Below are 14,514 nucleotides of genomic sequence, written 5' to 3' on the forward strand. Positions count from 1 at the left end.
CCCTAATCCCTGTGACCAGCACAGGGATGAGGGAGGGAACTCCTCACCCGCCCACCCGCTTCGTCGTCTCGCGCACGATCAACTCGAACCCGACATCCACCCGCGCGCCTTCGGGAACGGCAGCGCCTTTTTCCGCTTCCAATATGGAAAGCAGCAATTCGCCCGCTTTTCGGCCGATCATCTGGGCGTCTACACGGATCGTTGAAATCGCTGGATAACATTGCCGACCGATGTCGAAATCGCCGAAGCCGAGGATGGAAATCTGTTCGGGCACATGAATGCCGCGACGATGACACTCCATCAGTGCGCCGACGGCGGAAATATCGGAGACCGCGAAAATGCCTTCGACATCCGGCGCCTTCGCCAGCAACGAGCCGAGCGTTTTGGCCCCATGGTCGTAGGAGACTGGGGCGCTGCCCTCGCGGATGATGAGGTCGTCGGCAATCCCGGCTTCGCGAAGTGCAGCACCAAAACCGAGCAGACGGCTTTCGCCGCGCCAGTCCTTTACATCGCCATCCGCACGCGATCCCAGTGCGCCAATTCTCTTAAATCCAAGCGATATTAAATATTTGGCGGCGTTTCTTCCCACTTCGTAGTTGGAAAAGCCGACCGCATGGTCGATGGGATGTTCGGGAACGTCCCAGATTTCGACAATCGGGATGCCGGCGCGCATCAAAACTTCGCTCGCCATCTTGGTATGCACCGTTCCGGCAACGACTATGGCGTCTGGCCGGCGCTCCATCATGGTGCGGATGACGCGCTCCTCCTCTTGCAGATCGTACATGGTATAGCCGATCAGCAGTTGATAGTCGGCGGCGCGTAGCGCGTTGGCGAGCCCCTGTGCGCTGTCGGCGAAGTTGGAGTTGGTGAGCGTCGGCAGGATGGCGGTGATGAAATTGGTGCGCCGGGAAGACAGCGAACCGGCGATCCGGTCAGGCACATAGCCCAGCTTCTCGATGGCCTTCATCACCTTCTGGCGCGTGTCCTCAGACACCAGCGCCGGATCGGCCAGCACCCGCGAAACGGTCATCTTGGAGACGCCCGCGAGTTTCGAGACGTCGCTCATGGTTGCTTTTTTTGACGTGACTAACGCTGCGGCCAAGGGCGTGCGCTCCACCAAAGCATGTCTCCCTGAATTAGAACCGGTTCAGGACAAGACATACACGAAGATATCAAGGGAAAGCACGCCGCATGATTGCAGATCGGTGCGGCGTGCACCGGATTTATGCGATGCGACGGTAGACGAGGTGATAGAAACGCCCGTCGCACATGCTCATCATCTCGTCCGTCAGCACCCGGCCTTCCAGTCTAACAGGCGAAACCAGCGCTTCTTCCACAGCCTCAATCGACGGATAGTCGATTTCCTGCACCATAATGATGGCCGCCGCGTCCGGGTCCGTACGCTCGGTGCGCATGACGCGCACGGCCTGCGCGTTCGGCATGCGTTTCCAGACCGGCAGAAGCTTTTCCTCGACAATGCGGAAAAACTCCTCCTCCCGACCGGCGTGGATCTTGCCTTCAAAAATTGCCGAGCGTGTATACATGGTTCCCTCCCGAATGAATGCCCGATGCAACAGTTCTGTAGATCGGACTTGCAATGATACCGATAACATGCATTATTGATCCTGCCAAGAACGCGAAATGGTGTCGACCAGAGGAAAATCGATAACCAGCCAAAATCATTGAATTTCATAGGGAATTCTAACAGTTTTGGATCTTCGCGTATTCTTGGGAGGAGTTTTTTGCAAATCGGGTTGAAATGTTATCGAGAACATTTTTCGGTTTGCGCAAAGGCCGCTGTTCCCGTGCGGACGGCAAATAAAGGGTTGGAGGAGAAACCATGAGCATTTCCAGATTTTTGAAGAACATGACCGTCGCAGTCGGTGTTGCCGCAGCAACGCTAGCCGCCACCACCTCGGCCCATGCCGTCTCGCTCAGCGAGATCACCGCGCGCGGCAAGGTCAAAATCGGCGTTCTCACCGGCGCGCCGCCGATGGGTATGGTGGACGAGAAGGGCAATCCTTCCGGATACGACGTTGATGTCGCCAATCTGATCGGCTCTTACCTGTCGCTGCCGGTCGAGCTGGTGCCGCTGACGCCGCCGGCCCGCATTCCGGCGCTCCAGACCGGCAAGGTCGATTTCCTTGTCGCGACGCTCGCCCCGACCGGTGAACGCGCCAAGACCGTCATGTTCACGCAGCCCTACAGCGCCTTCAACATGGACATCATCTCCGGCAAGGACCAGAAATTCGAAAATCTCGACAGCCTCAAGGGCAAGCGCGTTTCGGTCAATCGCGGTTCCTCGCAGGAAACCGCGCTGCGCAAGGCCAATGTCGAAGGTCTCGAAATCGTCGTCTACGAAGACGATTCCACCAGCGCCCAGGCTCTGCTTGCCGGTCAGGTGGATGCCGTCGCCCTGCCGTCCACGGTGGGTGAGGCGATCATCAAGCAGCGTCCGGAAGCCGGTCTGCAGGTCGGTTTCACCTTCTTCCAGCAGGGCAATTCCATGGCGACGAAGATTGAGGATTTCGAGCTGCGTCAGTGGCTGAACACCTCCATCTATCTCATGAAGATGTCGGGCGATCTCGACCGCATCTCGGTGAAGTGGACCGGCCGTCCGCTGCCGCAACTGCCAAGCTTCTGATTGAGCCATTCAACGCGCCCGCCGGGAGAAATTCCGGCGGGCCGGGAAATGTCCACGGAGTGACGCATGTCCTATACATTTCAATTCGGCGCACTTGCCCAATATCAGAACGAATTGTTGAGCGGCATATGGCTGACGATCAAGCTATCGGTCCTCTCCATCGTGCTCGGTTGCGCTTTCGGCATTCTTTTAGCCTCGCTGCGTTCCATCAATGGCGGCATCGTCCGCATTATCGTGGACGGCTATGTTGAGGTGATCCGCAACACGCCATTTCTGGTGCAGCTTTTCATCGTCTATTTCGGTCTGCCGGGGCTCGGCTTTCGCGTTGGAGCCGATACGGCAGCGCTGATCGGCATGACTATCAATCTTGCCGCCTATTCCACGGAAATCATCCGCGCCGGCATCGAGGCGGTCCACAAGTCGCAGATCGAGGCGGGCGAGGCTCTGGGCTTCACCAAATATCAGATCTATCGTCACGTCATCATCGTGCCTGCCATCGCCAAGGTCTATCCTTCGCTGTGCAGCCAGTTCGTGCTGATGATGCTGGCATCGAGCATATGTTCGGCCATCTCCACCCATGAGCTTGCGGCCGCCGCTGCCTTCGTGGAATCGCAGACCTATCGCTCCTTCGAGGTCTATATCGTCGTCACGCTCATCTATCTTGCGCTGGCGCTCAGCCTGCGGCTCATCCTTGCCCTTGTCGGCATGTGGCTGTTCGGCCGCCGCGTGGCGCGCAAGACGATGACCGCCTTGCCGGAGGTGCAGTCATGACACTCAGAACTTTCGGCTGGAACGAGTTCGGCTTCCTGCTCACCGCCCTGCAATGGACCGTGCTTCTGACGATCATTGCGCTCATCGGCGGCGGCCTCGTCGGTTTCTTCGTGGCGCTTGCCCGCACCTCGGATCTGAAGGCGCTGCGTATCGCTGCCGGCACCTATATCCAGGTCATCCAGGGCATTCCGGTGCTGATGATCCTGTTCCTGTCCTATTACGGCCTAAGCCTTGCCGGACTTGAACTGCCACCGCTGATTGCTGCCGGCGCATCGATGACGATCTATACGTCGGGTTATCTCGCCGAAATCTGGCGCGGGTGCATCCAGGCGGTGCCGAAGCAGCAATGGGAAGCGTCGGAGTCGCTGGCTCTCACCCGCGCCCAGCAATATCGCTACGTCATCCTGCCGCAGGCGATCCGCATTTCCCTGCCGCCGACCGTCGGTTTTGCCGTTCAGGTCGTCAAGAATACGTCCATCGCATCGATCATCGGTTTCGTCGAACTGGCGAGAGCGGGGCAGCTTATCAACAATGCCACGTTCCAGCCGTTTCGCGTCTTCGTCGCGGTGGCCGTGCTTTATTTCATCGTCTGCTACCCGTTGTCCCAGCTGTCTCGTTGGCTGGAAAGGAGGCTTCATGCCGGAAGTAATCGTTGAAAACGTTCACAAGAGCTTTGGCGCTCTGGAAGTCCTCAAAGGCGTGTCGCTGACGGTCGGCCGTGGTGAAGTTTTCGCCCTCATCGGCCGCTCCGGCTCGGGCAAGAGCACGCTGCTGCGCTGCATGAACGGGTTGGAGAAGATCAATTCGGGCCGCATCGAAATCGCCGGCCATGCGCTGGGCGGAGATGCCACGGCGCTGCGCAAGCTGCGCACCGATGTCGGTATCGTGTTCCAGAGCTACAATCTTTTCCCGCATCTAACGGTCGGCGAAAACATCATGCTCGCTCCGCGTATCGTCAAGGACGTGGCAAAGTCGGAAACGAAGGACATTGCCCGCGAGGTTCTGCAACTCGTCGGCCTGTCGGAGAAATTCGATTCCTATCCCGACCAGCTTTCCGGCGGCCAGCAGCAGCGCGTGGCGATTGCCCGTTCGCTTGCCATGCGGCCGAAGGTGATGCTGTTCGACGAGGTTACCTCTGCACTCGATCCCGAACTGACGGAGGAAGTGCTGACGGTCATGGAAAACCTCGCCAAGGGTGGCATGACCATGATCCTTGTTACCCATGAAATGGCCTTTGCACGCCGTGTGGCGACCGAAACCATCTTCATGCACAAGGGTAAGATCTGGGAACAGGGCCGCTCGGCAGAACTCTTCGCCAATCCGCAAACACCGGAACTCCGGCAATTCGTCAAGGCCGATGTGAAATAGCGCCTGATCCACAAGGACATATCCATGACTACTGAAATCGTACAACTGTGCCCGCTGATCCCGGCACTGGAAGAAGAACTCGCGCAGCGCTTCACTGTTCATCGCCTGTTTGAGGCGGCAGACAAGGCGGCGTTCCTTTCTGAAAAGGGTGCTGCAATCCGCGGCGTCGTCACCGGTGGCCATATCGGCCTGCCGGCGGATATCGGCGCCGCACTCCCCAATCTCGAGATCGTCGCCATCAACGGCGTCGGTTTCGACAAGGTGGATCTGGCGGAAGCCAAGCGACGCGGTTTCCGCGTTTCCAACACACCGGATGTTCTGACGGCGGATGTCGCTGACCTCGCGCTCGGTCTTGTTCTGGCGCAGGCGCGCAAGCTGCCGCAGGCTGACCAGCATGTGCGCACGGGGCAATGGCTGAAGGGTGATATGGGTCTTTCCACCCGTGTGGCCGGCCGCCGCTACGGCATTTTTGGCCTTGGCCGCATCGGTCAGGCGATCGCCAAAAGACTGGAAGGCTTTGATGCGCGCATTTCCTACACCGCCAGAAACCGTCGCGATGTTCCCTATGATTATCACGACAGCATCGAAGCGCTGGCCGCCAATTGCGACGTGTTGATCATCGCCGCCGCCGCCACCGCCGAAACGCGTCATATCGTCAATGCGGATGTGCTGAAGGCTCTCGGTCCCCAGGGTGTGCTCGTCAACGTGGCGCGTGGTTCGCTTGTGGATGAAAAGGCACTGGTCGAGGCGCTTTCGAGTGGCACGATCGGTGGCGCAGCGCTTGACGTCTTTGAGGATGAGCCACGTGTGCCGGAGGCGCTTTTCGCCTTCGAAAACGTCACGCTCGCGCCGCATGTCGGCAGCGGCACGCACCAGACCCGGCGCGCCATGGCCGATCTGGTTCTCGCCAATCTCGACGCGCATTTTGCCGGTAAAGAGCTCCCCACACCTGTCGTGTGATGGATAAGCAATTGACGGTTGCAGTCAAACGCTGCAGCCGTTGCAGCTCATGAGATTGACTACGAATTCCTGCAGCTCACGGTTCAGTGCTATGAAGTATTGAATGGGAAAAGCTTGCTTCACGGCGCAGATGCGCCACGGCTCAATGTCGGTTCAAGGCTGGCATCTTGCAGGAGAGGTTTTCCCTTTGCCGACAATCTGATCGCGCGGTATTTGTCGCGCCATTTCGCTTCAATCTCCCGCCGCCGTTCATATTTATATAATATGTATAATCCTACTATTCTGCTTCCTTATACAGTAACGAGGCGGATAGTTGCGTTCCAAAGGCCCGAAGTCACGCTTGCAGAACCGGCCGCCGCGGACGAAGTCCGATGCGCCGCCATCCGACCGGCATGCGCTGCTTGAAGCGATGATCGATCATGTGCCGGATTTCATCTACGCCAAGGACCTGGAAGGCCGCTTTCTTTTCGCCAACCGTGCCATCGTCACCGAAAACGGCTTCGACACAGTCGAGGAACTGATCGGTCTCACCGATTACGATATTAACGGCGATGCGGCGCAGCGTGCCGGCATTCCAGAGACCGAGGCGCGGGTGATGCGCACGGGAGAGCCGGATCTCGGTTTTGAGGAACGCGCAATGCGCGGCGATATCGACCGCTGGCTGATGATGTCGCGCGTGCCGCTTAAGGACAAGAACGGCGCGATCATCGGTGTGGTTGGTGCATCCAGGGATATTACCCAGAAGAAAGCCTCGGAGCGACTGCTTCAGGCGCAGGCGCATATTCTCGAAATGATTGTTGGGGCGGCGCGTATCGAGGATTTTCTCGAAGAATTCGTGAAAACCATCGAAAACCTCGCTACGGGTCTTGCCTGCGCTGTTCGCGTATTCGATGCCGCGGCCGGCGAACCCTCGGTCTATGCCTCACCGGCGCTTTCACAGCATGCGGGGGTGACAGCACTCATCTCCAGCGTCAGCGATCCCGAAAGCCTGACCTATCCCGCCGGTAATGTGGCCTTCAGTTTCGATATTCCCGCCAGCGAAGGCAATGCGCACGGTTTCGTCTGGTGCATGTTGGCGGGCCGCACACCGGATGCGGGGCTTTTGGAGTTCATCGCCGCCGCCGCGCGCATGGCGGGTCTTGCGATCGATCGCAAACGGGCGGCGGAACATATCGCGTTTCTTGCCGATCACGACATGCTGACACGGCTGCCCAATCGCCGCTTTCTGGATACGAGACTGCCGGAGATACTGGCAGCATCGGCAAAAGCGAAGCGGCATGTCGGCATCGGCTTTCTTGATCTCGATAATTTCAAGCAGATCAACGATACGCTCGGCCACAGCGTTGGCGATGCTTTGTTGTCCAAAACGGCTGAGCGCATCTCGCGCAGTCTCGGTCGAAACGATCTGGTGCTACGGGTGGGCGGGGATGAGTTCGTCATCATTCTGCATAAGCAGAAGGACGATTTCGAAAGCCGCCTGCAACATATCCGGGCTGCGGTCTCGCAGCCGCTGCGCCTCGGCAACTACGATATCAAGGTCACATGCAGCATTGGCATGGCATTTTTCCCGGAGCACGGGGAAACCACGGCGGAAATTGTCGCTGCGGCCGATCTTGCGATGTATGAGGCCAAGCATAGCGGGCGAGATGGCATTGCAACCTTCACGCCGCGTATGGCGGACGATCTGCGGAAGAAGTTCACCCGCATCGAGGAATTGCGCAAGGCGGTAGAGAGAGATGAGTTCGTTCTCCACTATCAGCCGCAGGTCGATCTTCTGACCGGTCGCATCAGCGGCGTGGAGGCGCTGGTGCGCTGGCAGCACCCGGTGGAAGGTCTGCTCGGCCCCGCGGAATTCATCGGTCTTGCGGAAGAAACCGGCCTCATCGTGGAACTTGGGGAAAGCGTTCTGAAGAAAGCCTGCCTTCAGGCCCAGGCATGGTGCAATGCCGGGCTGCCGCCCGTCAAAATGGCGGTCAATATTTCACCCAGGCAATTTCAGGGCGGCCTTGTGGAGCAGATCAGGTCTGCGCTCACGCAATCCGGCCTTGCACCGTCTCTGTTAGAAATCGAGATCACCGAAACCCTCATCATTCAGGATGTGGAAACATCCGTGCGGATCATGCGCGTCATCAAGGAGATGGGCGTCAGCCTGGCACTGGATGATTTCGGCATTGGTTATTCCTGTCTCGGCATGCTCAAGACCTTCCCCCTGTCGTGCATGAAAATAGATCGGTCGTTCCTCACCCATCTGCCGGAAAAAACCAAGGACAGCGCCATCGTCTCCATCATGATCCAGCTTGCGGGGTCTCTGGGCATCGATGTCATTGCCGAGGGCGTCGAGACCGGCGAGCAGGCAGCGTTTCTGCGCGCTGCCGGCTGCCCCTATGGGCAGGGTTATTACTTCAGCCGCCCGGTGCAGGCGGATGCGATCGACGCAATGTTGGGGAATATGATGACTTTCCCCGCTGGTCTATCGAACGACATGCAATAATTCCCACCTCGGTGGCCGGCCTCTAACCGGATTCGCCGGGCGCGAATTGGCGGAAGGCACGTTGCGCTGTCTTTGCCGCATAGTGGCGTCGGGAGGGAGTGCGGCTATATCACCCTTCTTGCGACCCCACGCGGCATCAAAAGCCCTCATCCCCTCATCTTCATCCATGAAACTTGATGCCTTTCCCAAGCGATTGCGGGATTGGGCGCAAGTTTGTTCTAGTATTATAATTCAAAAATATTAGAACTAATTTGCGCTATAACTAAGTAATAAATATCGAAATCACCAAATAAAACATTTATATATTGTATATTAAACTATTAATTTGTTGTAATTTTACTACGTGATTTGATTGTATGCTTTGAGTTTATTTGGATTTTTTAGATTTAAATTGCGAATCTCCCGAAGTTTCTGCCATTTGCTGGATCAGCGCAGAGAAGCGGGCGGCAGGGAAAAGACCAGTCCTCGGTTTTGCGCATTCGTTGAAAAATTTTTGACTGGAGATTAAAAATGAACATCAAGAGCCTCCTCATCGGCTCCGCTGCCGCTCTCGCAGCAGTATCCGGCGCACAGGCCGCTGACGCTATCGTCGCTGCCGAACCCGAGCCCATGGAATATGTTCGCGTCTGCGACGCCTTCGGTACCGGCTTCTTCTACATCCCCGGCACCGAAACTTGCCTGAAGTTCGACGGTTATGTCCGTTTTCAGACCGACTTCGGTCGCGACAAGTCCGGTCGATCTGATTGGGACACCTTCACGCGCGCCCAGTTCAATATTGATACTCGCACCGACACCGAACTCGGCGCTTTGCGTGGATATATTGGTTTCCAAGGTAACGCCGATAGGGGCGCTAACTCGGTCTCGTCGACTGATGGTTCGTCAGTTTTCGTAGATCAAGCGTTCATTGAGCTTGCTGGTATCAAAGTCGGTAAGTTCACTAGTTGGTGGGATGACGGTCTTTCTGGTGAGACAGACGTGCTCTCCACAAATGCGAAATTTAATTCCGCTCGTTACATATATGATGCAGGCTCTTTCTGGGCCGGCGTTTCCGTAGATGAACTGGAAGGTACAAGAACCCAGTTCGGCCGTCTCACAGGAGGAAGGGTAACAAGCGGGATAACCGGTAAGGTCTACAGTGTAAGAGCGAGGGAGAGCGACAATAACTTCGGTATTGCTGGAGGTCTGGGCGCGAAATTTGGAGCCGCGACGCTTCAACTCATAGGCGGCTACGATACCAAACTCGAAGAAGGTGCTCTTCGTCTGATCGCAACTGCTGATATCGGTCCTGGTAAACTGGGTCTTGCAGGCGTTTGGGCTTCCGGCGCGAATGCATACTACGCTGAGTCTGAATGGGCAGTAGCGGCGGAATATGCTATTGCAGCCTCTGAGAAACTTACAATTACGCCAAGCATTCAATATTCCGGCAACATGGCTAGAACGGGCACCGCTCTGACAGGTTATAGCACAGACGTGTCGGGTGGCGATTTGACTGAGTCCTACAAGGTTACGAATTCGTGGGGCAATGCTGACGAGTTGCGCGCTGGCGTGACTGTAGACTACAAGATCACGGACGGCTTCTCTGCGAAGGTGGGAGCAACTTATGTTGACCGCGATTTCGTCGCTGAACAATGGACAGGTCTCGTTCGACTTCAGCGCGGCTTCTAATAAATCAAAAAAAGCCTAAACCGGGTTAGATAACTCAGATCCACCCCGCTCTCTAGCGGGTGAGTAACTAAATCCAGTCAAAGTTCCTGACATGAAAGTCAGGTTTGCTCCCCGGAACCCTCTAGGCCGGGGAGTTTTTGTTTTGACGAAAGACCGAACGACTTTTTGTCAACAATGTCATTGCTGGCAATTGAAAGCGCGTGACGCGTCGACCAGCTTCTAGGCCGCATTTCCGTACTACCGGCCAAGCACCGCGGCGGGTAGCTGGGGAGGGTGCACTGGCTCTTCGAAGGTTCGCAGCAAACGGCCCCAGCCCGGATCATGCATATGCGCTTCAAGACCCGCGCGGGCGGCAAGTGCCAGTGCCTCTTCCTGTCCAAAGGAGAGAGACGCATCGACGTCGGTCGTCAGAACCCGGCTGTTTTCCATCAGCATCTTGCCATCGACGAAAACGGTGTCGACATCGCTTCCCAGAACCTGATGCACAAGACGGTGCACCGGCATCCACATCGGCATCAGATGTGGCTTGCGCATATCGATGATGACGACATCGGCCTTCTTGCCAATTTCGAGCGAACCGATTTCATCTTCCATGCCGATGGCGTGGGCGGCGTCGATGGTGATCATTTCGAATATCTTGCCCGGCGGCAAAAGGTAGCGATCGTGATTGTGCAGCAGGTGCTGCGTGAATTGCGCCAGACGGGCGGTCTGGAGCATATCGAAGTGACGGCTGGGTGCCGCGCCGTCGGTGGTGATGGCGACTCGAATCCCCTTGGACATCATTTCCATGATCGGCGTTGAGCGGCCCGGCGGGGCGTGGGTCACGCGCGTGCCGGTTTCCGCCAGAATGTCGATTTCTTCATGCGAGATGCCCCAGCAGTGCTGGAGGTGGATATCCGGGCCGAGAAGCGCATTTTCCTTATCCTGAAACGCCATGCGAATTTGTCCCGCAAATGCATCCGAATGCAGCCTGACGCCCATTTTCCGGGCCGTCTCACGTATTCGGCGCGCCTGCATGCGGTCGTTTTCCGTCAGTTTCACCGCCTGGTCGGGGCTTGAAGCGTTGGAGGGTTCCACCGAGGGAACGATGGTAAAGGGTGTCAGAAAAACACTGATGCGTCCGTCTGCCGTTCCGTTCAGGGCGTCGATCGTGGCTTCGCTGCCTTCGATCATTTCCTCGAAGCTTACATTTCGGCGCTCCGGAGAGCCGCTTTCCCATCGGGTCACCGGGTGCGGCCAGGGCAGGCCGGAAGGTCCAACGCAGATGATTTCACGAAGCCCGATCTCGTCATAAGCGCGGGCGTGGTTGATGGCAAAGACGGGGTCGTCGGCGCGTGGCATCGAGGTGATGATGCTGGCACCTGTCGTCACGCCGGCGCGAAGCCGCTCGATGCCGGATACCAGGCCGTCCGCATACCAGTAATCGCGTGTGACGTAGTGATAGTAGGTCGGCGTCACGACCTTCATCCACATGGCGTTGGTGTCGGCCGCAATGCTGCGGATCAGCGCGTGCCCTGCATGGCCATGGGCGTCAATGAGGCCGGGAATGATGAGTTTTCCCCGGCAATCTATGATCTGCTTGTCGGTGTGACGTGGCGCCAGCTGCGCTGCTGTACCGATGTCGACAATACGGTCGCCCTGAATGGCAAGGCCACAATCCTCGATGATGCGTCTTTCACGATCCACCGTCACCATCGTGCCGTGCAGCAGCAGAAAATTCCCCATTTCGTCCTCTCCCTCATTGACGTGCAGCTTGTATCCATAACGCAGTGATTTTGGATACGATAATTGTCAACAATATTATTGACAATACGGCTGTGCGAAACAATACTCCGCCTTGTCCGGCCGGTAGGTCTGCCGGCTATCCAATGATTTATAAAAAGGGGGGATCAAATGTCCCGAATTAGAAGTTTCGTTCTGGCCGCCATGGCCGCCGCCGCCATTGCCGTTCCCGCAAACGCAGAAACCCTGCGTTGGGGCGGTCGCGCGGATCTTTACTCGCTTGATCCGTATTCGGTGCCTTCCACCTCCAACCTCGCCTTTCTCAATCATATCTATGAAGGGTTGGTGCGTTACGGGCCGGACTTCAAGATTGAGCCGGCGCTTGCGACGGAGTGGAAACTTGTTGATGAAAAAACATGGCGTTTCACCCTGCGCAAAGGTGTGAAGTTCCACGACGGTGCTGAGTTTACCGCTGACGATGTCGTTGCATCTTTCACGCGCGCTTCGGATGCCACCTCACCATTGCGCGGCAATATTCCGGTTTTCGCCGGCGTGAAGAAGGTCGATGATTACACCGTCGATCTGAACGTCACCGCGCCCACCTCGCTTTTCCTCAACGACATCACCAATATCTTCATCTTCAACGCCAAGTGGTTGAAAGATAACAACAGCGAAAAGCCGACCGATTTCGCTTCCAAGGTCGATGGCTACACGACGATGCACACCAACGGCACCGGCCCGTTCAAGCTTGAGAGCCGTGTTCCCGATAGCAAGACGGTTCTTGTCGCCAACGATGCCTGGTGGGATCAGAAAAAACACAATCTCGATCGCATCGAATTCGTGCCGATTGCCTCGGCCGCAACCCGCGTTGCAGCTTTGCTCTCCGGCGAAATCGACCTGATCGATTCCGCGCCGATCCAGGATCTGCCGCGTCTGGAATCCTCGCCCAACATCACGGTGAAGAAGCGCACCGAGCTGCGTACGCTGTTCATCGGTTTCAATCGCCGCGAAAAGCTGGAAGACGGCAAGCCTAACCCGTTCAACGATCTTCGCGTTCGCCAGGCATTCGAGGCGTCGATCGATCGTGATCTCATCAACAAGAAGGTCATGCGCGATCTTGCAAGACCGTCCGGCTCGCTTATTGCGCCTGAGATTGCGGGTTACGCCAAGTCGCTTGATACCTACCAGCCTGCCGATCCGGCAAAGGCGCAGAAGCTGCTTGCCGATGCAGGTATGAAGAACCTTGCATTCACCTATACCTGCATGAATGACGAAAGCATCAACGAGGAAGACATCTGCTCCGGCGTTGCCAACATGCTCAAACGCGGCGGTTTCCAGCCGACAATCGACATCGCCCCGCGTTCGGTACAGTCTCCCAAGCGCAATGGTGGCAAGGCCGATGTCTTCAACCTTAGCTGGGCGAACGAGCCCACGCTCGATGCCTTCTCGTTCCTGTCGCAGATCCTCTCGACCCGCAAGGGCGCGATGGGCGTATCCAACTATGGAGGCTGGTCTAACCCCGAGATCGACAAGCTGGTGGATCAGGCAGCACACGAGCAGGACAATACCAAGCGTGTCGCGCTTGAAGAAGCTGCATTGAAAATCGCCAAGGACGAGACGATGCTTGTTCCGCTGCACCAGCAGCCCATCGCCTGGGCCATGCTCGGAAAGGTCAAGAGCGTTGATTTCCGCGCCGACAACAAGCCGCGCCACTGGCTGACGCAGGTCGGCAGGTAATCTGGAATATCAGGGAGGCATTGGGCATTTCGCTGAACGCCTCCCTGAATGCTCCGCTGCCGGTGCAATTGTTGACAATGTTACGGGCGCATGCGGCCCGTACCCCGTCTCTTGCAAAAATGGGCAAACCTGCCTGCCTTTTGGCCACGGGTTTGCATCCGAGAGGTTACAATGCTGGTTTTCATCATCAAGCGTATGGGAAATGCCATTCTGGTCATGCTTTCCGTCGCGCTTATTGCATTTCTCATTTTCAGGCTTGCCGGAGACCCTGTCGAGCTGATGGTGGGGGAGCAGACATCGCAGGAAGATCGCGCCGCCTTGCGTGAGCGTCTTGGTCTTAACGACAGTCTGCCAACGCAATATCTGCGGTTTGTCAAAGATGCCGCCCAGGGCAATTTCGGCGTTTCCTATCGCAACGGCCAGCAGGTGCTGCCGCTGATCGCGGAGCGGTTTCCAGCCACGCTGGAACTGGTTCTGGTGGCCACGATCATATCGCTTGTCGTCGGCCTGCCGCTTGGGGTGCTGACGGCGATCAGGCGCGGAAAGTGGTATACGGAGGGCCTGCAATTCCTGTCGATTGTCGGCGTCTCGCTGCCAAGCTTCGTTGTCGGCATTCTGCTTATTCTCGTCTTTTCGGTCAGCCTCGGCTGGGCGCCGGCCTTTGGGCGCGGTGATGTCGTGCAGCTCGGCTGGTGGTCCACCGGCCTGCTCACCTCATCGGGGCGTGCCGCACTCATTCTGCCTGCCATCGCGCTCTCGCTTTACCAGATCACGCTCGTCATGCGTCTGGTCCGCGCTGAAATGCTGGAGGTGCTGCGGTCCGACTTCGTGAAGTTCGCCCGTGCACGAGGCATTCCCCGCTGGCGCATATATTTCCGCCATGCGCTGCGCAACTGTCTTATGCCTGTTGTGACGCTGACGACGATGAATGTCGGTTCGCTCATCGCTTTTGCGCTCATCACCGAGACGGTGTTTCAGTGGCCGGGCATGGGCATGCTGTTCATACAGGCGGTGACGTTTCTCGATATCCCCGTCATGGCGGCCTATCTCTGCATCATTTCCTTCATCTTCGTTGTCCTCAACACGTTCGTCGACATTGCCTATGCGGTGATCGATCCGCGTCTGCGCACTGCGCGCTAACCGAAGGGAGCCGGTT

Annotated in this window: 12 protein-coding genes; 9 read left to right on the forward strand and 3 right to left on the reverse strand. The window is 57.1% G+C overall.

Annotated elements, in window-relative coordinates; all coding sequences use genetic code 11:
• Positions 1 to 43 precede the first annotated feature (43 nt).
• Both J5276_RS23470 and J5276_RS23475 read right to left on the reverse strand, forming a co-directional pair.
• Positions 44 to 1,066 carry a LacI family DNA-binding transcriptional regulator gene (locus J5276_RS23470; protein ID WP_025594918.1) on the reverse strand — a complete coding sequence of 341 codons (1,023 nt, stop codon included), beginning with the start codon at positions 1,064 to 1,066 and terminating at the stop codon, positions 44 to 46.
• A gap of 157 nt (positions 1,067 to 1,223) precedes the next feature.
• The gene (locus J5276_RS23475; protein ID WP_004431319.1) at positions 1,224 to 1,544 is read right to left on the reverse strand and encodes a hypothetical protein; all 321 of its coding nucleotides are present in this window, start codon (positions 1,542 to 1,544) and stop codon (positions 1,224 to 1,226) included.
• A gap of 296 nt (positions 1,545 to 1,840) precedes the next feature.
• On the opposite strand from J5276_RS23475, the gene J5276_RS23480 reads away from it, so the two are divergent.
• From J5276_RS23480 to J5276_RS23510, 7 genes are all read left to right on the forward strand, one after another.
• Positions 1,841 to 2,644 (forward strand): transporter substrate-binding domain-containing protein, encoded by an 804-nt coding sequence (locus J5276_RS23480; protein WP_004431321.1) that lies wholly within the window; start codon positions 1,841 to 1,843, stop codon positions 2,642 to 2,644.
• Positions 2,645 to 2,710: 66 nt separating this feature from the next.
• Positions 2,711 to 3,415, forward strand: coding sequence for an amino acid ABC transporter permease (locus J5276_RS23485; protein ID WP_004431329.1), 705 nt, complete (start codon positions 2,711 to 2,713; stop codon positions 3,413 to 3,415).
• Positions 3,412 to 4,071 (forward strand): amino acid ABC transporter permease, encoded by a 660-nt coding sequence (locus J5276_RS23490; protein WP_003505666.1) that lies wholly within the window; start codon positions 3,412 to 3,414, stop codon positions 4,069 to 4,071. Before J5276_RS23485 ends, J5276_RS23490 begins: the two co-directional genes overlap by 4 nt.
• Entirely contained in the window at positions 4,052 to 4,783 is a 732-nt protein-coding gene (locus J5276_RS23495; RefSeq protein WP_004431334.1) for an amino acid ABC transporter ATP-binding protein, read from the forward strand. The genes J5276_RS23490 and J5276_RS23495 overlap by 20 nt, the downstream gene beginning before the upstream one ends.
• A gap of 24 nt (positions 4,784 to 4,807) precedes the next feature.
• The gene (locus tag J5276_RS23500) at positions 4,808 to 5,743 is read left to right on the forward strand and encodes a 2-hydroxyacid dehydrogenase (RefSeq protein ID WP_065661913.1); all 936 of its coding nucleotides are present in this window, start codon (positions 4,808 to 4,810) and stop codon (positions 5,741 to 5,743) included.
• A gap of 340 nt (positions 5,744 to 6,083) precedes the next feature.
• A complete protein-coding gene (locus J5276_RS23505) occupies positions 6,084 to 8,234 on the forward strand; it encodes a bifunctional diguanylate cyclase/phosphodiesterase (protein WP_209159675.1) in 2,151 nt (716 codons plus the stop codon).
• A gap of 510 nt (positions 8,235 to 8,744) precedes the next feature.
• Positions 8,745 to 9,899 carry a porin gene (locus tag J5276_RS23510; protein ID WP_111796646.1) on the forward strand — a complete coding sequence of 385 codons (1,155 nt, stop codon included), beginning with the start codon at positions 8,745 to 8,747 and terminating at the stop codon, positions 9,897 to 9,899.
• Between the two features lie 237 nt (positions 9,900 to 10,136).
• Here the strand turns inward: J5276_RS23510 and J5276_RS23515 are convergent, their stop codons facing one another.
• Positions 10,137 to 11,624, reverse strand: a complete 1,488-nt coding sequence (locus J5276_RS23515; RefSeq protein ID WP_111796645.1) for an amidohydrolase family protein — start codon at positions 11,622 to 11,624, stop codon at positions 10,137 to 10,139.
• Positions 11,625 to 11,792: 168 nt separating this feature from the next.
• Here J5276_RS23515 and J5276_RS23520 point away from each other — a divergent pair, with 168 nt between their 5' ends.
• Together J5276_RS23520 and J5276_RS23525 are read left to right on the forward strand one after the other, a co-directional pair.
• Positions 11,793 to 13,358, forward strand: a complete 1,566-nt coding sequence (locus tag J5276_RS23520; RefSeq protein ID WP_174012431.1) for an ABC transporter substrate-binding protein — start codon at positions 11,793 to 11,795, stop codon at positions 13,356 to 13,358.
• Between the two features lie 171 nt (positions 13,359 to 13,529).
• A complete protein-coding gene (locus J5276_RS23525) occupies positions 13,530 to 14,498 on the forward strand; it encodes an ABC transporter permease (protein ID WP_004431345.1) in 969 nt (322 codons plus the stop codon).
• Positions 14,499 to 14,514 lie beyond the last annotated feature (16 nt).

The organism is Agrobacterium sp. S7/73, assembly GCF_019355535.1.
In the GTDB taxonomy this organism is placed as follows: Bacteria; Pseudomonadota; Alphaproteobacteria; order Rhizobiales; family Rhizobiaceae; genus Agrobacterium; species Agrobacterium tumefaciens.

Bases quoted from the DNA above. Each gene is read 5' to 3' on its own strand.
- J5276_RS23470 (WP_025594918.1), bottom strand. From the start codon at position 1,066: ATGAGCGACGTCTCGAAACTCGCGGGCGTCTCCAAGATGACCGTTTCG.
- J5276_RS23475 (WP_004431319.1), bottom strand. From the start codon at position 1,544: ATGTATACACGCTCGGCAATTTTTGAAGGCAAGATCCACGCCGGTCGG.
- J5276_RS23480 (WP_004431321.1), top strand. From the start codon at position 1,841: ATGAGCATTTCCAGATTTTTGAAGAACATGACCGTCGCAGTCGGTGTT.
- J5276_RS23485 (WP_004431329.1), top strand. From the start codon at position 2,711: ATGTCCTATACATTTCAATTCGGCGCACTTGCCCAATATCAGAACGAA.
- J5276_RS23490 (WP_003505666.1), top strand. From the start codon at position 3,412: ATGACACTCAGAACTTTCGGCTGGAACGAGTTCGGCTTCCTGCTCACC.
- J5276_RS23495 (WP_004431334.1), top strand. From the start codon at position 4,052: ATGCCGGAAGTAATCGTTGAAAACGTTCACAAGAGCTTTGGCGCTCTG.
- J5276_RS23500 (WP_065661913.1), top strand. From the start codon at position 4,808: ATGACTACTGAAATCGTACAACTGTGCCCGCTGATCCCGGCACTGGAA.
- J5276_RS23510 (WP_111796646.1), top strand. From the start codon at position 8,745: ATGAACATCAAGAGCCTCCTCATCGGCTCCGCTGCCGCTCTCGCAGCA.
- J5276_RS23515 (WP_111796645.1), bottom strand. From the start codon at position 11,624: ATGGGGAATTTTCTGCTGCTGCACGGCACGATGGTGACGGTGGATCGT.
- J5276_RS23520 (WP_174012431.1), top strand. From the start codon at position 11,793: ATGTCCCGAATTAGAAGTTTCGTTCTGGCCGCCATGGCCGCCGCCGCC.
- J5276_RS23525 (WP_004431345.1), top strand. From the start codon at position 13,530: ATGCTGGTTTTCATCATCAAGCGTATGGGAAATGCCATTCTGGTCATG.